The sequence below is a fragment of the Paenibacillus sp. ALE2 genome (assembly GCF_054113385.1).
The window spans coordinates 5367571-5388472 of record NZ_CM134213.1 but is presented as its reverse complement, the minus strand read 5'-3'; the positions used below and the strand labels follow the sequence as shown (position 1 = coordinate 5388472).

The window sequence follows — 20902 nt, the reverse complement described above, 5'->3', positions numbered from 1 at the left end:
AACAGATCATTAGATGTATAGGCATTATTAATAGGGGTGAGCGAGTGTTTAAACGTTATATTTGTAGTCTACTATGTGTGCTGATGTTGCTGGGTCCATGGAGCACATGGGCATATGGAGAAGAAGGGCAGAGGGAGGCAGCAGCTTCTCAGTCTTCTACGTCTTCTACTCCACAGATTATTACCAGAGCATGGCTTGCACAGCAAACAGGTAAGGATCAGGCGTGGGTCAATGCACAGTTATCCAAAGGCTATACTTTATATGATATTTATAAAGCATGGCAAAAAGATGGTGGAGGAAATTCATTGCCAGAACAAAGTCCAAGCTTGTGGGTACAGCAGAATGGACTGACATTGAGTACAAATGCAAAGGTGGAGCCGTCCGATGAGTCGGCTGCGCTGAAGGAGGGTGAAAAGCCCGCTCAGGTCACCCAGGATGAAAAGCTAACTCAACATCCACTAGATAAGGAAGAGGGTAAAGCGCCGGCTCCAGACACGACTGAGATGGATATCCCATCTATACCCCGAGTAAATGATTCCGTATATGCTCCGACTCCAGGAGAAAACGGACTAATCGGGCAGGATTTACTTAAACAGAGTTTGTTTCAGGTATCTGCTACAGCAGATGTGTATGCTCCTTTTGATCAGGCGGCGCTTGCACAAAGCAGGCTAAGTGATGATACGTCGCGTTATGGAATGGATTACGGTGACAACAGTGTGTCCACCGTTTCAGGACAGCTCGTTGTTCAAAATACGGACTTGGTGCTGCCGGGGTCATTGCCCTTTGCATTGACTCGTGTGTATAACAGTTCATTGGCAAATAATCAGATTGGTGTGCAGCAAAATGAAGGGTTGTATACAAACACAAGTGCCATCCGCGAGGAAGAAGCAGCTTCTGGCCTGGGGAGAGGCTGGAAATGGGATCTTCCTCATATACAGAAACAGGATGGTAAACGGTATTTGTATATTCCGGGAACAGGCTCCTATGAACTGAGAGATGATTTGCAGCTAGAAGGATATGCATACAAAGATCTGAAGATCAGTACAGATCAAAGCGTAAGTGTGCAGGGAGTAAGCAGTGCATACAAAATATCAGTACTGAATGGAAACGACTATTATCTCGATCAGGATGGTTATTTGATTTTGATCCAGGATGCGTATAAGAATCGAGTGGAATTTGATTATACAAGTTCTGGTGGAGCAAAGCTTATTCGTTCGATTCGAAACAGTGATGGTAGAGAGCTTGACTTCACTTACAATGCCGGGCAGCTTGTTGTTAAAGAGCAGGGCACAGACCATCAGTACACCTATCGCCAAAGTGGTGAGGGAAGCAGCAAGGTGCTGTCAGAAGTATTGGATTCTCTTTCCCGAAGCACAAGCTATGCTTATACATTCATGGATGCTCCTTTTAATGTGGTCATAGATGGTGAAGGAAAGACTGGAGCCCTAAAGCCCAATGAAACCGCGTTGCTTACACGAATTGTACGACCTACTTCATCGATTACAGACATTCGCTATGAAGCCTATAACAAGCAGATAGGCGTGTACGGTACACAAGGCGTGTTCAAGGTGGCTTCACGCGCTGATATGTACAGTACAACTGCCGGCGATCGTTTCTTAAATAAAATTGATTTCGCGTATTCCGGAGAAGATCTAGCCAGTTATGGAAAAAATGCTGAGTGGACGGTGGTTGCCAAAGGGACACGTACAACAGAAACCTTCCATTTTGGTAAAGTCTTTAGAGGAGATAACACACCAGACAAGCTTGTTCTTAACCGCTATGATCAAGAGGGTGATTCTACCGGCTATCATATAAACTACACCTATAATGAGGCCATGGATTGGAATTTGCCTGTGCAAATGCAAGAGTCCTATACGGAGGGAGGTTCTTCGTCAGAATCTGTAACCACCTCTTATGACTACAATGAATATGGTCTTCCACTAAAAGTATCCCAAAGTACCGGATTGGAGACTGTTCATACGTATAAAACCTCTAGTGAGCCTTTTTTCTGGGTTCAACCTTCCCAGACGGTCACTAAAATAAGTGAAGGAAAAACTGGAACGACAGTTCGAACTTATAAAGCAGAGGGCGCATTGTATGAACTAAAAAACTACGAAGGTACAGAGCAAGGGAAGCTTTTATCACATACCTATACTTTTTACAATGCAAAAGGGAATGTAAGCGGTCAGAAAGTTCTCATAGATGACAGAAACTATACAGATGTTTCTATTGATTATAAATCGCCATATGGTTCACAGCTCCCAACAAGGCAGCTTTTGCCTAAAGGTGTTGAGTATACGTATGACTACTATCCGACTGGAGAAATCAAGTCCCAAACAGATGCCAAGCGCAAAACAGAGTCCTATGTATATGACGCTTTGGGACGTGTAACGAAGGTTACTTATCCAGATGGAACTCAAACCGTCGTGGTGTACAAGGATGATGCGAATGATGTCACTGTCACAGGACCCGATGGTGTCAGCGTCGAAAGATTGTATAATCCGTTCGGGCAGATGCTTCAGCAGCAAGTGGGTGATGCAATCTATGGTTATGGTTATGATGAGCATGGAGATTTGATAGAAAGCACGGATGCCGAACAAGCAACCACTCGCTATGCCTATGATGCCTTTGGACGACCTGTGAAGACGACCTATGCGGATGGAACAACAGAAACTGTGACGTATAACGCGGCGGATCGTTCTGTCACTCAGACGGATGCGTCCGGTTATCGTGTGCGTGAAGTATCAGATGCTTTAGGTCGTGTGACTTCCACACAAGAAGCTAAAAATGGATCATTTCAGCCGCTGGAATCGTTAGCTTATAATTATGCGGGTATGGTTACTAGCCGGACAGACGGTAATGGTCAACGCACGCTCTATGATTACGATGCTCTGGGACAAATGACCTCGGTTACCGATCCATCCGGACAGCAGGTCAGCTATATGTATGATCTGGCCGGAAATTTGAAGACCGTTCAGTATCCTGATGGGCAAAAGAATGTGTATTCGTATGATGAGTTGGGCAGACGTACGTTACTTGAGAAATCAAGCGGAGGAACTACGTTAAATATTTACGATACGGATGGAACCGTCTCCCGTATGTTGACAGGAAAATCGGAGGCCATTACCTTTCAATATAACGCTGACGGATTAGTTACCGAAGCGGCAGGTCCTGATTTTAAAACCAATTACACCTATGACAGCGCAGGACGAAGAAAAAGCATGACAGATGGTCAGGGAACGACCACCTATACCTATGATCCAGCAGATGGGTCGTTGACTGGGCTGAAGTACCCTGATGGTACGCACATCAGCTATGAATACAACAAGCAGTCTCGTACAGGCTATGTGCTAACAGATGCTGCTGGCACGTCTATGCATGTTCAATCCAAGCTGGACAGTGTGGGCCGAGTTACTCAAATGGACATTAGCGCTGGGACCGGTGCGGCAAATGTACAGAGCTTGGGAGAAGCGAGTGCTGCTGCGGGCGGATCATTGGATCGTATGACATTTGAGTATGCTCCGAATGGGTTGCTGAAAAGTCAGTCTTCAAGCAGAGGATTGAATACGCGATTCAGCTACAACGGACTGGATTTGTCCGGGGTTACGGTAGAACAAGGCGGTACGGCGCTGCACCAATTTGGTTATGAGCGGGATGGGAATAAAAACATCATCGGACGTACACAAAACGGAACAACAGACCAGTTTGGATATGACCCGTCAAACCGTATTGCCAGCGAAGCCGCTGGTGAAAAGAATAAGACCTATGGCTACGATCCGAATGGAAACCGAAGTGCTGAAGGCAGTGGCAAAGTGTTCGGCATGAAAAATGCTGAATATACGTATGATTCTGCCAGCCGTCTGACAAAGGTGAGCGGTGAAGGCAAAGAGGTAGGTTACAGCTATAACGGAGACGGTCTACTGTACGAGCGTACAGAGGGCGGCAAAACGACTCGGTATTACTATGACGAAGAAGCGAAGCTGATTGCGGAGGCCGAAGTCCAAGGTGGAACAGCCAAGATCACCTACGCTTACGTATATGACTTGTCCGGTCAACTGTGGGCTAGACAGGACAAGGCAAGCGGACAGTTGCAATATTATCAGCTGAACGGTCACGGTGATGTGGTAGGCTTAAGTGATAGTTCGGGGAAGGAACTGAATAGCTACAGCTACGATATCTGGGGCGGCCCGGAGAAGGTCAAAGAGACCGTTCCGAATGTGCTGCGTTATGCTGGTGAGTATTGGGATGATACGACCGGGCTACAGTACCTACGGGCTCGCTGGTACGATCCGGGTACAGCCCGTTTTATGGGCGAGGATACGTATCAGGGCGAGATAAACGAACCGTTGAGTTTGAATGGATATACGTATGTGCATAATAATCCATTGACAAACAGTGACCCGACCGGGAACTGGTGCACAGCAACGGTTAGAGGGAAATATTATTCCCACCCTGGATATTGCAGTGGCTCAGGTAAAAATGCAGACTATATTCCAGATTCCATTTCTATTAATTTTGGTCGGTCTATTTACGCTGCCGGGGTGAAACAGGGGACATGGTATCCTAAAGGCGCGGCTCGTGTTAAATGGGATAAATCAGGTATATCTGATGCAGTAATGGGTTGCTACTATGATGTACAGTGTGCAAGTTTTGTAAGTGGTTCTCTTGTAGAAGGGCCTGCAATAGCTAAAGTAACTAAAGGCAAAAGCGCCAGTACGGGCAAAACAGTAAAAGATGTTATAAGTAAATGTAATTGCTTTACAGCAGGTACGAAGGTTCAAACAGACGAAGGGGAAAAACCGATTGAGGATATTAAAGTCGGGGATAAGGTCCTTGCCAAAAATGATGAAACAGGTGAGATGGCTTACAAAGAAGTTGAATGGCTCTTCCAACGTGATGTTGAAAAAACTTATAATATTACTGTTGGCGGCGAAGTCATTACAACCACTGATGAGCATCCATTTTGGATTGTTGGCAAAGGTTGGGTTAAATCCAAAGATGTACTGGTAGGCGATATTCTTACAACTTCGAATAGCAAGGAATTAGCTATTGAGAAAATAGAGATTAAGAAGAAGCATGCAACAGTATACAACTTTATGGTTAAGGATTACCATACGTACTTTGTATCGAATCTCGGAATTTGGACGCATAACTCATGTCTTCCCGATTCTCGTTGGATTCAACGAGATACCTATAAAGAGTTAAAAAGACTAGGGCTAAATGAACAATTTGACCGAGCAATGAAAAAGGGATTAGCTCTTACCCGTTCAAATGATAATGGTATAATTTTCTTATCAAAAAGTGAACAATTAATACAAAAAGGAAACTTATACACATTTAAGTTAAAGGTGGCGAAGGCTTCCAATCACGTGAGGGTATATGGCAGAATTGATGATAAAGGTAATTTATTGTTTGACTACATTACAAGTGGTAAGTAGGAGGTAAAATGAATTTATTAGATATTGAGAAAATTTTTAATGAAGCATATCTTTTTGAAGATATAAAAATTAAGTCGGTCAAATTACTAGAAAAAAAAATATTAAATAGTGATTCAAATTTTTTAAAGGAAGAAGAAGAAAAATTACCAAACGACATTAAATTAAAAGATTTTAGTATACGTTATAAGTGTACAGAGCTATTTCTTAATAACCATGATAGAATATATCCATTTTTTAGAGTTTGCCTTGAATTACTTCATCCAGAGACACAAATTCAACAATACTACTATGATGTTGAATATACAATTGACGGTGAGCTTTCGGATGAGTACTTTGGTATGTATAAATAAACATTTCTTATATCTTGATATTAGGCCTTGGGGCTATGTCCCTAAGGCCTTTCTTTTACCCACATCCTAGCTAAGTGGAAATGGAACTTAAAAAAAGACCCTCTTGTAGATCATTTGTTTTTTAATCAAACTATTACCTGAGACTTATGTAGGAGCAGAGTATTGATCAAGATCAAGATATTTAGCTAACAATAGATCAAATAATCGGCATTCAGCTCCCTAAACAAAACTAAGTATGAAATCCGAGTTTTCACGGAGTTTCTAATTCTCTTTGTATTCTTTTTAACTCAGTCGATTTATTCACAACTTTGTAACTTATTTGGTAAGATGGATTGCGAGATTGTTTTCAAATTGTTTTACTATATTTACCTACTATAGTCTGTTAATCTATTAATATGTATAGGGGGCCAAAAGACGTCCGGTTCAGTCGATTGAGATGCGTTTATGTTCTATATGTTGAGTGAATGTCTATATTGCCATGTCTATATCGTCATGTCTGTATAACTTCATAGACAAGCTAGAGATAGCTCCCGCACATTATAAAATACAGCACAGGATGGTGTAATGATGAAGCTTTTAAAAGTAAAATGGATGGCTGTATGCTTGATGGCAATCTGTTGTTTGGGGTTGCTCGGTATACATACGAATACAGCGAGTGCACAAGCGAAGGCTCCTTTGCTTGGGGTCAATGATGTGTTGCTAGATTCGAATACAATTAAGCCCGTAATGGAAAATGATAAGTTGTATGTTCCTATCGTGACACTGGGGCAAAAGATGGGCATTTCTACTTCGGCCAATGGAAATACATTGGTGCTGACTGGGCATAATCGCAGCTTTACGCTGGATTTGAACAAGGGTGATGTGTTTGAGCGTGGAGGACGTACGATGGTGCCAATCCGCACTTTGACCGATGCGTTTGGCTTCACTATTACGATTCCTACGAGTAATGTGTATCGAATTCAGAATGCAAACGCTAGTTTGTCTGATGCTCAGTTCTTGAATACATTTGCGGCAGAAATTAAACAGTATGCAGCTGTTAAGCCAGGCAAAACTAGCAATACAGGCAGCACGGGAAATGCCAAGCCTTCCAGCCGTACAATCTATTTGAGCTTTGATGATGGTCCAACGGCGCACACGTCGCAGTTGCTGGATATTCTGGACAAATATAATGCCAAGGCTACGTTCTTCATGCTAGGGCCTGAAATTCGCCAACATAGCGCAGTGATGAAGAGAATGGTAGACGCGGGGCATGGCTTGGGCCTGCATGGGATGACACACCAGGTGAAAAAGATCTATGCATCCCCGGCAGCGGCACTGGCAGAGATGAATCAGGATAATGAGATTTTATTTAAGGCCACAGGGGAACGCACTTCTTTGATTCGTACACCTTATGGCAGCAAACCCTATTTGAAGAAAGCATACCGTGATCAACTGACGGGTGCAGGCTATCATATTTGGGACTGGAACATAGATTCGAATGATTGGCGTTATACTAAAAATCCGGAGCATTTTGTACAGACGGTCCTCAGTGATATTAAGAGATTGAAAAAGCAAGGCAGAACACCAGTCGTTCTTATGCATGATAAGCCATCTACGATCAAGGTGCTTCCACAAATCATGGCGGCCTTGCAGAAAGAAGGATATTCGTTCGAGCCGTTGAATGATAACCTGACTCCGCTTAATTTTTGGAACGATCACCGTTAATAGAATAAACTTGAAAGGAAGCAGGCTGCCCTACTTCAATTTTTTGAGAGGGGGTAGCCTGTTTTTTTATATAAACGATAAGCAGAAACCAAGCGTCATGGATAAAGTAGATGCACAATTGTTATATTCCATCAAAAAATAAGTAAGGCACCTTTATCGCTCCTTTATAGGGGCTTTGAAGGTGCTTTTATTGTATTTGCTCGGAAATGGTGAATTTCACAGCTTGTTTTATATGAATCTATGAATTGATATCTATGCACAGGTCATATGACTTTACGGGTGACGACGTCGCTGCATATATTACAATAACCGCCCCGAGAGGAGGAGCAGGTATGAATATTAATCCGAGTATGTTTAGTATGATTTGTGCCACCGCAGGAGCCATTATTACGTTTGCCTTTGGCGGCTGGAATCAGCTTATGGTGCTATTCACGGTTGCCATGGCTGTTGATTATGTAACTGGAGTCGCTGCTGCCGTGAAGACTGGACAAGGGTTAAGCAGTAAAGCTGGCTTTTGGGGGTTGGCGAGAAAGGCTTTAATGCTCATGGTGATTTCTTTGGCGCATCATATGGATCTTCTGATGGGTACGGAAATCATGAAGGGGGCGGCAACGTATTTTTATTTATCCAACGAATTGATCTCGATTACGGAGAACTGTTCACGAATGGGGCTGCCGCTGCCACCGAAGCTTAAGAATTTTTTTGCCCTACTAAAGGACAAGGAGTCTGATGGTAAAAATGGTGGAAAAGATCGCTAAGATTACAAAGTTTCTTTCCGTATGTGGGGCGTTATGATAAAATTTTCAAGAGAACATTTTTAAGATAAGGAGCCTATACGCATGATTAAACATATTGTTTTGTTCAAATTGAAAGACCGCTCCCCTGAAAGCATTGAACATACGGCATCTATTTTGCGCAGCATGACTGGCAAGATCAAGGAGCTGCTGTCACTTGAAGTAGGTACGGATGTGATTCGTTCGGAACGTTCTTATGATATTTCCCTTACCGCTGTGGTAGAAACATTGGAAGACTTGCAAACGTATCAGGTACACCCTGTGCATCAGGAAATTATTGTACACATGAATGAAGTGAAGGATGTATCTATCGCAGTTGATTATGAAATCTAAAGCGGTTACTGGAGGTGCAGAACTTTGTATTATGTCAACCGGGAACAAATTGAGCTTCGACTAGGGGCTGTTCCCGACATTGTCGACGGCCTTCGCCAGACATCCGCCGCCTGGAAAGGCGATCTGTTGCAGGGGCTAGTGCAGGAGCGGTGTCTTCATCTGGCCATTGAGACGGTAACGGACGTAGGGAGCTATATCATCGACGGTTTTATTATGCGTGACGCCAGTAGCTATGAGGACATTATCGGTATCATTCATGAGGAAGGTGTATTGGATGATACCGTATTTCATTCACTATTAGAGCTGGTAGCCTTGCGCAAACCCTTAGTACAGGAGTATTTTTATTGGGACCGGACAAGCCTTCACCCACTCACACCTAAGCTGCCTGGGTTGCTGGAGCTTTTTGTATCTAGCGTGCACGATTATTTAAATAAGGAATTGGGTCCTCAGCCCGAGGGAGTGTAAAGGCAAAAGTGACGGATAAGTATATCGTACCCGAAATGCCCACTAGGCGCATGATCTTGACACTGTTGAAAACCCAGGGACCTGTGGGCGTCGGAAGCTTGGCAGCTCAATTGGGCATTACCGAAATGGGGGTGCGCAGGCATCTCAAATTAATGGAGCAGGATGGCCTGATTGTGGCTACGATCCTGAGACAGGCGATGGGACGCCCAACGTTTTTGTACAGCCTGAGCGATCAGGGAAGCGAGCAGTTTCCTCGTAATTATGATCATCTATTACTGGAACTGTTAGAGGAGCTGGATGAAGAGCAGGGAATGGAAGCTGTACACTCGTTATTTGATGGTAGAAAACGTAAAATGATGAAGCGCTACGCCCCTCACATCAAGAGTGAGTCTACACTAGCTTCACGTGTAGAAAAGCTTTCGGGCATCCAGAACGCTTCAGGCTATATGGCAGAGTGGCGTGAGGAAGAGGATGGCAGTTACTCTATTATGGAATACAATTGTCCGATCTCTCAGATCGCCAATCGTTACCGCAAGGCTTGTGAATGCGAACAGCAAATGTTTGAGGAACTGCTTGATGCCGAGGTTGTCCGTGAGGATTGTTTGGCGGATGGAGGTCGTTGCTGCTTGTATCGTATCCGCTCCAAAAATAAGTAGAAATTTTCTGGCTTGTTCTCTGTATCATGACAGGCTCTCCATGCTTATAATGCATTAACAGATGGGCATTCGCCCGGGCATAAGGGAGAGATGAATATGAAAGAGAACTGCAAAAGCTTTATCCGTGGCGCGTTGGTAGGCAGCATTGCTGGTTCGGTTGCTGCGTTGTTATTTGCTCCTAAGTCAGGTCGCGAGCTGCGTCAGGATATTACAGACCAGGCACGTCACGTGAGTGATAAGGGACAGGAGCTTGCGGGGAAAATTTCAGATACTTCCATCGAGTATACTGACAAAATTAAGGAGACAGCTTCAGCCGTCATTCATGATTTAGGTCGATGGCGTAAAAAGAGTGATATTGCTTCAAAGGTTGGCATTTCATCCGTGCCTGTTGAAGAGAATACGGAAGAAGATGCTTTGTAACTGTCTGTATATCGTAGGTGAAACAACTGGCTATAGCTTGAGTTTGTGGCTTCTCCCGTTGGGGTGAAGCCTTTTTGTTGATCGCTTCCTCGTTTTAGGGTAATCTTTTGGGGTACCTTTTACGCTAATACGACATAAGTTATGTAGCAGCAGAAAGATTTCCGAGATGAAACAACTCATATTTAAACAAAAAAGGAAGCGGTGTGTACGTGCAGCAAGCGATTGCAATATTGGATTCCGGTGTAGGAGGTTTGACGGTTGTTAAAGAAGTCATGCGTCAGCTTCCGCGGGAAAAAATCATTTATTTTGGAGACACTGCGCGCACCCCGTACGGTCCCCGACCATCGGAAGAGGTTAAAAAATTTACAGAGCAAATGGTTGATTTTCTGATTCAGTTTAATCCGAAAGTCATTATTATTGCTTGTAACACAGCAACGGCTGCGGCATTAGAGTATATAAGCCAAAAGGTATCCATTCCGGTGATCGGAGTTATCCACCCTGGGGCTCGTGCTGCGATCAGTGCGACCGCTACCGGGTATGTCGGGGTGATCGGAACTGTCGGTACGATTCGAAGCGGAGCATATACAACTGCGCTCAAGCAGTTGTCTCCCTATGTAGACGTGGTGAGCCACGCTTGCCCTGCACTTGTGCCTTTGGTGGAACAAGGGTTGTTCCGCTCCGAGACAACATCGCAGGTTGTGGAGGAATCATTGAGACCTATTCAAACGTATCCGATTGATTGTTTGATTCTTGGGTGTACGCATTATCCTTTTTTGAGGGAAACGATTCAGGAAGTCATGGGTCCTGCAGTGAAGCTCATTAGCTCGGCAGATGAAACAGCGCGAGAGACAAGTACCATTTTGTATAACAAGGGCAAATTGGAGGCCGGGGACGAAACGCCAGTGCATCAGCTTTTTTGTTCCGGCGATCCAGAGTTGTTCCAGCGCATTGCCGCACAGTGGCTTGGGGAGCAGATTCGGCAAACGCCTGTTGTCTGGCAAGTCACTCATCTGGATTAACGAGACAACCAACTTTTTTGTCATTGGACAAAAGAAGTTGGTTGTTTTGCTTTTCGCTACATCAAGACACGCAGCGTCTGCATAACATGCAGTAAGGCAGATGGAAGGGGCGTAGTAAGATGAGGGAATATATCGTTCAAAAAGGAGATACATTGCACCGGGTCGCCTCGGCTTTTAAACTATCGGCGGATACTTTGATCGCAGATAATCCGTGGGCCGCCACGCAACCCTATCTGATTTGTGGTCAATTGCTATATATTCGTCCGTCTACGGATCGTAAATACGTTATTCAGTCTGGGGAGAATGCAAGACAGATTGCCAAACAGTTCGGTGTAGAGCTTGATGAGCTGCGGCTCGCTAATTCGGGACTTGCGGAGCATAACTTCGTGGAAGGAAAGATAATTATCATTCCTGAAGACCATCGGGATCAGATTGTACGGTTACGTGGAGAGTATAGCTATGAAGATTTAATGGAAGACCTGAAGGCATTGGTCCACAGATTTCCGTTTATTGAAGTTGGCAGCATTGGCACCAGTGTCATGGGGAAGGATATCCCTTATATACGGATTGGGCAGGGAACGAGGAAAATTCATGCCAACGCTTCTGTACATGCTAACGAATGGTTGACGACACCTTGTTTGCTGCGTTTTATAGAACAATATGCACGAGGGATTGATGGGGCTGAAGGACGGGATGCTGAGCAACTTCACGATGAATGGGGGAAACCGACAGGAAATCCATGGGTGTATGGAGGCTCTCGGCAGGATTTAATGGAGCATACATCCTTGTGGGTGGTACCAATGGTCAATCCAGATGGAGTGGAGCTGGTGCAACAGGGTGTACTCCCAACTCATCCGCTGTATCATGAACTCAGAAAATGGAATGAAGGACGTGCTGATTTTCGTGGCTGGAAGGCCAATATTCGCGGTGTTGACCTCAACGATCAGTTTCCGGCGTATTGGGAGGAGGAGGTGCGCAGACGCGGTAAAACAGGTCCGTCTCGACGAGACTATGCAGGACCTGCACCTTTATCTGAGCCAGAGTCCAAGGCCCTTGCCGATCTAACGGAGCGCGAACAGTTCGACATGGTATTATCCATACACAGCCAGGGACAGGAAATCTATTGGAATTATCGGGATCTAGAGCCTAAGGAGAGCCGAGATTGGGCATTGCAGCTGGCTGCCGCAACAGGGTATCGGGCGGTAAAGCTGGGGGGAAGCGATGCAGGGTATAAGGATTGGTTTATACAACGGTTTGGTAAACCGGGATTTACCGTTGAAGTTGGTCTGGGCGTAAATCCGCTGCCTATGCGTGATTATGAGGATATTGCAGCAGAAGTTGGCATGTTAATGGCGACAGTGCTGTCATGGTAACAGATCGGACCTGCTGAAACGTATTGCATCATTTACACGTATTAAGAGGAGCACGTTTTTTACACGTGTTCCTCTTTACTTGTCCCTTCCATAGGGTATATATACTTAGGAGCATTGGAAATGGAGTGAACAACCTATGAAGTGGAAAAAACTACTATCTCTCCGTCAGTGGTCACATGTATTTCGTCGTATCCCCCGATTGATTACCTCTTCGAGGATTCCTTTGGGTGAAAAATTACTTTTTGCGGTGCCTGTATTGCTTTATTGGATACTGCCTGATGTCATGCCATTTATGCCCATCGACGACATTGGTGTGACGTTATTGCTTATGAATTGGTTCGTCACCCGTGCTGAACGAAAATATCCTGATGTGATTGAAAAACAGCACGTACGTGTTCGATAGATGTAAACTTATGATTTTCGTGATTGCGATTTTTTGCGATTTTCTTTACAATAGGAATATTGCCTTGTGCTATGCTGCACAACTTCTTTTCATCAAGGAGAGGGGCTAATTTTTGGAATTGTTGATTTTATCCGCTAGGTTGTGTGGTGTGGATATATTTCCATCGAACCACATTTCATTTAATGAATATGAAGGAGATGAAGTTTAATGAACTGCAAAATTACTCGTAATGCAGCTAAAGTATTGAAGCTTGAATTGGATAAGGAAGAGAACCAAGGGAAGAGCCTGCGCGTTGTTATTACTCATGCTCATGGAGATCATGCTCATTACGGGCTAGATTTGGACACGCCTAAGGAAACAGATACTGTTGTATCTACAGATAAAGGTATTGATGTAATTTTGGAAAGCGGTCAGCCGTTGCTGGATGGTGTGAAAATTGATTACTTGTACTTCCCCGAAGAAGGATTTGTTATTACTAACCCTTCCCAAGGTAATCACGGCGACCACTAAGCCGGAGCTCGGAGGGATGACAGATGGCCAATGATATTCGCGTATGTGATGAGTGCAATCATATCCGCTTAAAAACGATCTTGCCTAAGTTGAAAAAGATGGCACCCGATGCGGAGATCAAAATCGGTTGCAAGTCGTATTGCGGTCCTTGTGGAAAACGGGCGTTTGTGTATGTGAACGGACGTTATGTGAGTGCGGCCACAGAGGATGAAGTATTAGAGAAGGCTGCACGCTTTATAAAATAGTTCGAGTGCGCATCGTTGGCACCTTTTGAATAGTTCCCCTCCTTCTGATCCATGCTAATGAATGTAGACCATGCCCAGAAGGAGGAGTGACTCATGGCCCAATATGATTCCAATCTCGACAATCACAGTGTCGAAGCTCAAACACAAAACTCGGTGGACAAGCTCCATAATGCCGTGTCTCAGGCATTGTCACATCCGGCTGAACAGCTGATTGAGCAAGCGGAGCAATCTCGCACTCATGCGGAGCATGCTATACAGCAGGCAAAGGATAGCCTTGGTGACGATGCAGTAGAAGTTGCTGAGGAAATGCTTGGTGAAGAGGTACAACGTCTTGATCAGGCTAAAAAAACGTTGCGTTCCTGAGTATTTGTTAATGGTAACAGGCGCAGTCCAATGACTGTCAATACAAAAATCCCGATCCACAGCCCTAACAAGCTGATGGATCGGGATTTTTGTTATTTCTTGGCTTCAGTCTCCCATTCGCGAATAAGATCATATGTGATGACCTGATCGGATATGTTCAATCGATTGAGAGCCTCAGTATAGCCCGGCCCGCAGGCATTCACATCTGTAGGTTGTCCTGTACTCAGATTGTAACAGGTTCCCTTGGAGAATGTACCGTCCTCAGATGGAATGTAGTACACTCGTCCATCCGTGAAAGCGCCAGTACGCAGCACAACCATACGAGGTTTTCCACTAAACAGATCGTTACCCATAAAATGATATGGTTTTGTAGAAATCCCAAGTAGATGCATTACGGAAGGCGTCAGATCCAGCTGTCCTGCCGGTTCTGTATACGTGCCTGCCTGGCTTCCGTCAGGAAGATGCACAAGTAATGGCACCTGATTCATGATTTTCTGCATGTCCAGATCTGTAAGTGGCTTGCCTAAAAACTTTTCATATAGTGCTTTGTCTTTAATGGAATTGTCGTGATCCCCGTAGAACATCAGGATCGTATTATCCCACAATCCGTCTTTCTTCATCTGATCTACCAATTCACCCAAAGCCTCATCCACATAATGGACGGATTTCAGATAGTCTCCGAACATCGTACCTTCAAATTCACCAACATCCAAATCTACAGCGTCAGGTGACAGGTTGTACGGATGATGGCTCGAAATACCGACCATATAGGCGTAGAACGGCTGCTTCACTTCGGTTGTGAGATCGTTGAGCGTTTGTCTAAAAAAGGATTTGTCTCCCAGGGACCAGCCGAGGGGCTCATCTATTTTAAAATCCTTTTTACTGTAGAACTTGTCATAGTTCATCGCCTTATACATTGTGTAACGGTTCCAGAAGCTGCTGTCGTACACGTGAAACGCATTAGGACTATAACCTGTATCCTTCAAGATGGAAGGCAACGTATCGAATTTATGGTCCGCATAACGGATAAATACAGAACCCGTAGGGAGCGGATGCAGCGAAGCGTGGGTAGAGAAGTCTGCGTCCGATGTACGACCCTGTGCAGTTTGATGGAAATAATTATTGAAATACATACTTTCTTTCGTCAGTTTGTCAAAGTTAGGCGTAATTGCTTGACCGTTGATCTGTTTGCCGATAAAAAAGTTCATGAACGCTTCAGCTTGGATGACCATCACATTTTTGCCCTTATACTTGCCGTAGAGATCATTTTTTACCTGAAGTAATTTCTGGTGTTGATTGAACCATTCTTTATCTTTATCGGATTCCACCTGAGCCAATGTAGGCTGTGGCCCAAGATGGTCCTGACCGTAGCGGTAGATATCATATCCATGAAATCCGATCAATCCGGTTACGTTGTACAAGGCCATTGACCACCAGTTGCCGACAAATATGCCGGTTGCCCAAGTGGAGGTATATATTTTGATCGGTCCAAATGTCAAAACATAGCCAATCAGGAAAGCCAATGCCCCCTTGGAGAAGCGAAACAGAAATTTTTTTGTGAAAGAGCTTCGTGATGCTTCCAAGTAATGATCATTCGTTGTAAACCGACGCCGTAACGAAGCCACGAATATGACATACGGAATGAATAAAATCCAGTCTGCAAAAAAGAAAATATCCCACCAGTACATAAGGGATGCGATGCTTCCACCCAGAGAATCAACTTGTCCAGCTTGAAGCAAAACGGGAATCGTAATGAAATCCTGGAAATACCGATAATAAACCATGTCGGAATAAATGAGCGCGGTGAGCAATATATCGAGCACCACAAGAGCAATCAAACGTCCGCGACGTGGCAGCCACAAGGTCCAGAAGCTTACAAGCAACAGCGACCCAATAGCAATGACATAATCCAGCGGATTCATGTCGATATTTTGGGCATGCAGGTTATAGTGAATCAGTACAAGCTTGCCAATCATAAGTACAAAAAACAGAACTAAACCGAAATATTGAGACAGCAGCAGTCTGCTGAACATGTTACCAGTGCGTCTTGCACTGGTCGTGCGAATAACCAACACTTTACCCCCTCCGGCAGAAATGTTCGGCTAGTATAAACTACATATTAACGTAATGTTAAAACCGAAATGCCTTTAATTATTATAGCGCTCATCCTGCGCATTTCAATGATTAAGTAAAGAAACACGGCACAAATGAGGCCAGGACAACGAACAAAGGGTTCGTTTCCTGGCCTATATCTCGAACATTTAGGACTGCAACGGCGAAGTATCTTTGCGGCGCGGAGGCAGAGGGCCCAGATACTGATAGTATTGGCATTCAATTCGGCCGTTAAACAGCTTACGGCGCTTGTCGGCTTTGCGGCCCCAATAATGCTCAAATTGCTTGGTGGAGCTGATGGCAAAGAAGGACCAAGTCTTCATTTCGGCTGCCGTGCGTGCGAGTGTACGAATCAGCTTTTCCACCTCGGCTTGCTCGCTCAGTCTTTCGCCGTAAGGTGGATTTGTAATCATTACACCATACTGGCCCTCAAGCCTAACCTTGCTGGCAGGCAGCACCTTTAGTGAGATGTCTTTAGCAAAGCCTGCTGCTTTTACAGCTGCTTCAGCAACTTGTATAGCGCTAGGATCGATATCGCTACCTGCAATCTCAAAAGGAATATCATCACGAGTCAGATCCATCGCCTCGTCGCGAGCCTGATTCCATAATTCTCTACCAATAACAGGCCAGTCTTCCGAGTTAAAGGTACGTCTCAGGCCTGGAGCAATGTTCCAGGCTTGCATAGCAGCTTCGACCAATAAAGTACCGGAACCGCAGCATGGGTCATAGAAGGGTCGATCCGGGCTCCAGCGACTAAGCTGAATAAGAGCAGAAGCCATTGTTTCTTTGAGAGGCGCCTCTGTAACAAGCTTGCGGTAGCCTCGTTTGTGCAGTCCTGGACCAGTTGTGTCCAGCGTTATCAGTGCACGGTCATTCAATAGAATGACCTCAATGACGTAACGAGGACCATCTTCAGCAAACCAGTCTGTATGGTAGGTTTCCTTGAGCTTTTCTACAATCGCCTTCTTGACGATTCCTTGACTGGCTGGTACGCTACTAAGCTGTGATTTGTGTGAACGTCCCTCTACGGGAAATTCACCATCTACAGGAATCCAATCCTGCCAAGGCAATGCCTTAGTACCCTCGAACAGCTCGTCGAAGGTAGTAGCAGCAAATTCGCCCATTTTAATAAGAACGCGGTCAGATGTGCGAAGCCACAGGTTGCATCGGCATATATCCTTATAATCTCCGGAAAAAACGACGCGGCCATTCTCGACGGTCAGATCCGTGTACCCCAGTTCTCTGAGTTCTCGGGCCACAACGGCTTCCAGTCCCATCGGCGCAGTTGCAATTAGTTGCAGTTGAGTCATTAAACGTATTCACTCCGTCTCATAATCATGTAAGCTTGGTTCAATCCCTATAGTATAGGTCATTGTACTCGAAGAGACAAATCGTTAAGGCAAATAATTTACGAAGGACACCGCGTCCAACCTGCGTTATGATAAAGCAAGAAGGAGAGATGAAACGTGGAAATTACACCTAATATGACACCTGAACAATATGTAGACCAGCTGGTACAGGAGGATGAGGCGCTGCGCAGCATTAGGGAGGCTATTGTTAAGGAAGGGATGCCGGAGGTATCGGTTGCTCATCCTTATGGAAAGCTGTTGACCTTTCTCATTGAAGTCTCAGGCGCACAGCAGGTACTGGAGATCGGAGCATTAGGAGGGTACAGTGGATTATGCCTGGCCCGTGGGCTGGGAGAGAAAGGTCGCATCGTGTCCCTGGAGCTAAAAGAGGCGTATGCAGCGCTGGCTCATCAACATCTGAAAAACAATGGCTACGGTGATCGTGTCGAGTATCGTATTGGACCCGCAGTCGACAGCCTGAAGAAGCTTCAGGAAGAAGGAAAGACTTTTGATTTTTTCTTCATTGATGCGGATAAGGAAAATTACCCAGTGTATCTAGAGTATGCGATTGCACTGGCCAATCCAGGCGCTATAATTGCCGGAGATAACTGTTTTCTTCGGGGACGGACACTGAACACAGACAAGAACGGACCTGCCGTACAGGCCGTGAGACGTTTTAACGAAACGATAGCAACGGACCCACGGCTAGTCAGTACACTTTTGCCAGCTTATGATGGATTGGCATTGGCACGAGTGAAGTAACGGGCGTCCCTAAATGTAGCTATACCAAAAAGAACCTCCTTATCCACAGCAGCGTGGAGCGGAGGTTCTTGTCTGTTAAGGCAGGCTGTCCTACCTGAAGGTTGTCTTACCTGAAATGAGGCGTAACCTTACGATCAAAAAGCTTCATACGTACCCAGATGATATTGACGATCAGCAGCACACCAGACATAATGAACAGTCCTTCGATGCCGATAAATCCGGAAAGCACTCCGCCAATGACCGCACCCAGCATATTCCCGAGCGCCAGCGAACTGGTATTGAATCCGAAAGAGCGGCTTTCCATTCCTTCCGGTGTATAGGTGCGAATCAGCGCATTTACGCTTGGTAGCAGACCGCCCATAAACACACCCATGAAAAAACGGATAATGACAAGCTGCCATACTTCATTGACAAAAGCTTGCGGAATGAGCATAACTGCCGTTCCAAGCAGTGCGATTGTCAAGATCTTGTGTGCTCCTATTTTGTCACTTAATCGTCCAAGGAGCGGTGCGGCTACCATATTGGATACGCCTGTAATAGCGGTAACGAATCCGGCAACCAGTGCAATTCCTTCTGCCGAGCCATATAGCTTTTGCACATACAAAGGTAGCAGAGAAACGGTACTGATCATAGCAAACTGGAGTAAGAACGTTACGGTGAACAAAGCCGGAAGCTGGGGCGTATGGCTTAGCTCCTTTAATCCGGCAAGAACCGAAATTTGTGGAATTCGTGCGGCTTCCGCTTTGCTGAAATTTTCTTTAACCAAAAACATTGCCATTAGAGAGGCTAGGAAAATAAGAGCTCCTGTAATGTAAAAGATCGGTCTGAATCCCACCCAGTCAGCCAAAAATCCACCTAGCAAAGGGCCGAGAATCGTGCCAGCCATTTGACCGGATTGCATAATTCCCATAGCAAATCCGGTTCGCTCTTTGGGAGTGGTACCCGACACTAGGGAAATAGAAGCCGGGTTGAAACCCGAAATTGTACCGTTTAGCAGGCGTAGCGCCAGCAGTTGCCATGGGTGGGTGACCAAACCCATACACCCGATGACCAGAGCCATGCCAAAGCCTGAGCGAAGCAGCATGACTTTACGTCCATATCGGTCGGCCAGCTTGCCCCATAATGGCTGAAATATAAACGAGGTCAAAAAGTTAGCTGCAAAAATAACTCCTGCCCACAGACCTATATCGTGCTCGCCCTTCACATGGAGGTCTTGAGCCAAATACAGGGCAAGGAACGGAGTAATCATTGTAATTCCCGCATTGACCAGAAACTGACCGAACCAAAGCACAATGAGATTGATTTTCCATGTCTCCCACGTTTTCAATGTGCTTTCACTTCCTTTCTGCCATTCTCATCCTGTTGTAAAGGTGCTTATTCATGTATAACTTTCCCGGAGCTTTAAAAAAGCCATTTCTCTAGTATAGCACACTTCATTGAAACTTTATCCAAATGTCATGGGTTTGTCATGGTTTGTTTGAGAGCGGCGGTTGTTACGACTCTTGAAAAAGGGCATAATAAAATATAGTATTTATGATTCGAACTGGAGGCTGAAGTCATGACCTACAATGATACTTTTATCCGCGCTTGCCGCAAGCAAGCTGTGGATCATATTCCCGTATGGTACATGCGGCAGGCCGGAAGGTATGACCCTGAGTATCGCAAAATTAAGGAAAAATATACGCTGCTTGAAATTTGTCGCCAGCCCGAGTTGGCCGCAGAAGTGACGTTGATGCCCGTCCGCAAGCTTGGGGTGGACGCTGCAATTTTATATTCTGATATTATGAATCCGGTAGCCTCGCTAGGGGTTGATTTTGATATTGTCAAAAATATTGGCCCGGTTATTGATAATCCGATCCGGTCAGCTGCAGACGTAGACAACTTGCGTCCGATTGATGTAGAACGCGATTTGGGTCATATTTTGGAAACCATCCGTATTTTAGACCGTGAGTTGAACGTGCCATTGATCACGTTTGCTGGAGCGCCTTTTACTATTGCAAGCTATTTAATAGAAGGAAGACCCTCCAAGGGATATATTCGCACCAAAGCGATGATGTATGGAGAGCCTGAACTGTGGCGTCGTTTGATGGATAAGCTAGGGGATATGGTTATTACATACGTGCGGGCCCATATCGCTAACGGCGGTAAGGCTTTTCAATTGTTTGATAGCTGGGTAGGTGCACTCTCGCCTTATGATTTTCAAACTTTTGTGTTGCCGACCATTGTACGTATTTTCCATGAGTTATCTGATCTGAATGTGCCTAAAATTTATTTTCCAGGCGTAAGCTCCGGTGAATTGCTTCCGCATTTGAGCGGGGTAAAAGCCGATGTGATTGGACTGGACTGGCGGGTAAGTATACCTGAAGGCCGTCGCCGCTTGGGTAACAATTTTGGAGTACAGGGGAATTTGGACCCTTATGTACTTACTGCGCCGATGAATGTGATCAAGCAGTATGCAAAAACCATTGTAGATGAAGGCATCCTGGAGCCGGGCTACATTTTTAATCTTGGTCACGGCTTATTTCCTGAAGCCTCGCTAGATAAGCTAAGAGAGCTTACCGATTATGTACATGAGTATTCTCGCTCTGTTTTGTCAAAGAACTAAA

Annotated in this window: 19 protein-coding genes; 16 read left to right on the top strand and 3 right to left on the bottom strand. The window is 45.1% G+C overall.

The window, feature by feature from the left end:
* Positions 1-44 precede the first annotated feature (44 nt).
* The 14 genes from ACXHJ1_RS23190 to ACXHJ1_RS23125 all read left to right on the top strand — a co-directional run bounded on the left by ACXHJ1_RS23190 (position 45) and on the right by ACXHJ1_RS23125 (position 14073).
* Positions 45-5438 (top strand): polymorphic toxin-type HINT domain-containing protein, encoded by a 5394-nt coding sequence (locus ACXHJ1_RS23190; RefSeq protein ID WP_457905290.1) that lies wholly within the window; start codon positions 45-47, stop codon positions 5436-5438.
* Positions 5439-5446: 8 nt separating this feature from the next.
* Entirely contained in the window at positions 5447-5788 is a 342-nt protein-coding gene (locus ACXHJ1_RS23185; RefSeq protein ID WP_016819693.1) for a hypothetical protein, read from the top strand.
* A 567-nt stretch (positions 5789-6355) separates the two neighbouring features.
* Positions 6356-7492 (top strand): polysaccharide deacetylase family protein, encoded by a 1137-nt coding sequence (locus tag ACXHJ1_RS23180; protein ID WP_457906198.1) that lies wholly within the window; start codon positions 6356-6358, stop codon positions 7490-7492.
* Between the two features lie 332 nt (positions 7493-7824).
* Complete coding sequence (locus ACXHJ1_RS23175) at positions 7825-8250, top strand: phage holin family protein (RefSeq protein WP_016819695.1); 426 nt, start codon at positions 7825-7827, stop codon at positions 8248-8250.
* Between the two features lie 81 nt (positions 8251-8331).
* Positions 8332-8619, top strand: a complete 288-nt coding sequence (locus ACXHJ1_RS23170) for a Dabb family protein (protein ID WP_017425864.1) — start codon at positions 8332-8334, stop codon at positions 8617-8619.
* Positions 8620-8643: 24 nt separating this feature from the next.
* The gene (locus ACXHJ1_RS23165) at positions 8644-9084 is read left to right on the top strand and encodes a DUF86 domain-containing protein (RefSeq protein WP_016819696.1); all 441 of its coding nucleotides are present in this window, start codon (positions 8644-8646) and stop codon (positions 9082-9084) included.
* A gap of 8 nt (positions 9085-9092) precedes the next feature.
* Entirely contained in the window at positions 9093-9740 is a 648-nt protein-coding gene (locus ACXHJ1_RS23160; RefSeq protein WP_457905289.1) for a helix-turn-helix transcriptional regulator, read from the top strand.
* Between the two features lie 96 nt (positions 9741-9836).
* A complete protein-coding gene (locus ACXHJ1_RS23155; protein WP_457905288.1) occupies positions 9837-10160 on the top strand; it encodes a YtxH domain-containing protein in 324 nt (107 codons plus the stop codon).
* A 209-nt stretch (positions 10161-10369) separates the two neighbouring features.
* A complete protein-coding gene (gene racE, locus ACXHJ1_RS23150) occupies positions 10370-11179 on the top strand; it encodes a glutamate racemase (RefSeq protein WP_430207626.1) in 810 nt (269 codons plus the stop codon).
* Between the two features lie 119 nt (positions 11180-11298).
* On the top strand, positions 11299-12552 hold the full coding sequence (locus ACXHJ1_RS23145; RefSeq protein WP_107734329.1) for a M14 family metallopeptidase: 1254 nt from the start codon (positions 11299-11301) through the stop codon (positions 12550-12552).
* A 136-nt stretch (positions 12553-12688) separates the two neighbouring features.
* Positions 12689-12955 (top strand): hypothetical protein, encoded by a 267-nt coding sequence (locus ACXHJ1_RS23140; protein ID WP_017425861.1) that lies wholly within the window; start codon positions 12689-12691, stop codon positions 12953-12955.
* Between the two features lie 207 nt (positions 12956-13162).
* Complete coding sequence (locus tag ACXHJ1_RS23135; RefSeq protein WP_013370462.1) at positions 13163-13465, top strand: iron-sulfur cluster assembly accessory protein; 303 nt, start codon at positions 13163-13165, stop codon at positions 13463-13465.
* A gap of 23 nt (positions 13466-13488) precedes the next feature.
* Positions 13489-13710, top strand: a complete 222-nt coding sequence (locus ACXHJ1_RS23130; RefSeq protein WP_013370463.1) for a YuzB family protein — start codon at positions 13489-13491, stop codon at positions 13708-13710.
* 93 nt (positions 13711-13803) lie between these two features.
* On the top strand, positions 13804-14073 hold the full coding sequence (locus ACXHJ1_RS23125; RefSeq protein WP_013370464.1) for a hypothetical protein: 270 nt from the start codon (positions 13804-13806) through the stop codon (positions 14071-14073).
* Between the two features lie 92 nt (positions 14074-14165).
* Here the strand turns inward: ACXHJ1_RS23125 and ACXHJ1_RS23120 are convergent, their stop codons facing one another.
* Positions 14166-16148 (bottom strand): LTA synthase family protein, encoded by a 1983-nt coding sequence (locus ACXHJ1_RS23120; protein WP_019686893.1) that lies wholly within the window; start codon positions 16146-16148, stop codon positions 14166-14168.
* A 186-nt stretch (positions 16149-16334) separates the two neighbouring features.
* Positions 16335-17495, bottom strand: coding sequence for a THUMP domain-containing class I SAM-dependent RNA methyltransferase (locus ACXHJ1_RS23115; RefSeq protein WP_013370466.1), 1161 nt, complete (start codon positions 17493-17495; stop codon positions 16335-16337).
* 156 nt (positions 17496-17651) lie between these two features.
* Between ACXHJ1_RS23115 and ACXHJ1_RS23110 the strand changes: the two genes are divergently transcribed.
* Positions 17652-18296 carry an O-methyltransferase gene (locus ACXHJ1_RS23110; protein WP_290404078.1) on the top strand — a complete coding sequence of 215 codons (645 nt, stop codon included), beginning with the start codon at positions 17652-17654 and terminating at the stop codon, positions 18294-18296.
* A gap of 106 nt (positions 18297-18402) precedes the next feature.
* Here the strand turns inward: ACXHJ1_RS23110 and ACXHJ1_RS23105 are convergent, their stop codons facing one another.
* Positions 18403-19623 carry an MFS transporter gene (locus ACXHJ1_RS23105; RefSeq protein WP_457905287.1) on the bottom strand — a complete coding sequence of 407 codons (1221 nt, stop codon included), beginning with the start codon at positions 19621-19623 and terminating at the stop codon, positions 18403-18405.
* 231 nt (positions 19624-19854) lie between these two features.
* Here ACXHJ1_RS23105 and hemE point away from each other — a divergent pair, with 231 nt between their 5' ends.
* Positions 19855-20901 carry a uroporphyrinogen decarboxylase gene (hemE, locus tag ACXHJ1_RS23100; RefSeq protein ID WP_017425856.1) on the top strand — a complete coding sequence of 349 codons (1047 nt, stop codon included), beginning with the start codon at positions 19855-19857 and terminating at the stop codon, positions 20899-20901.
* The last annotated feature ends 1 nt before the right edge of the window (position 20902 follow it).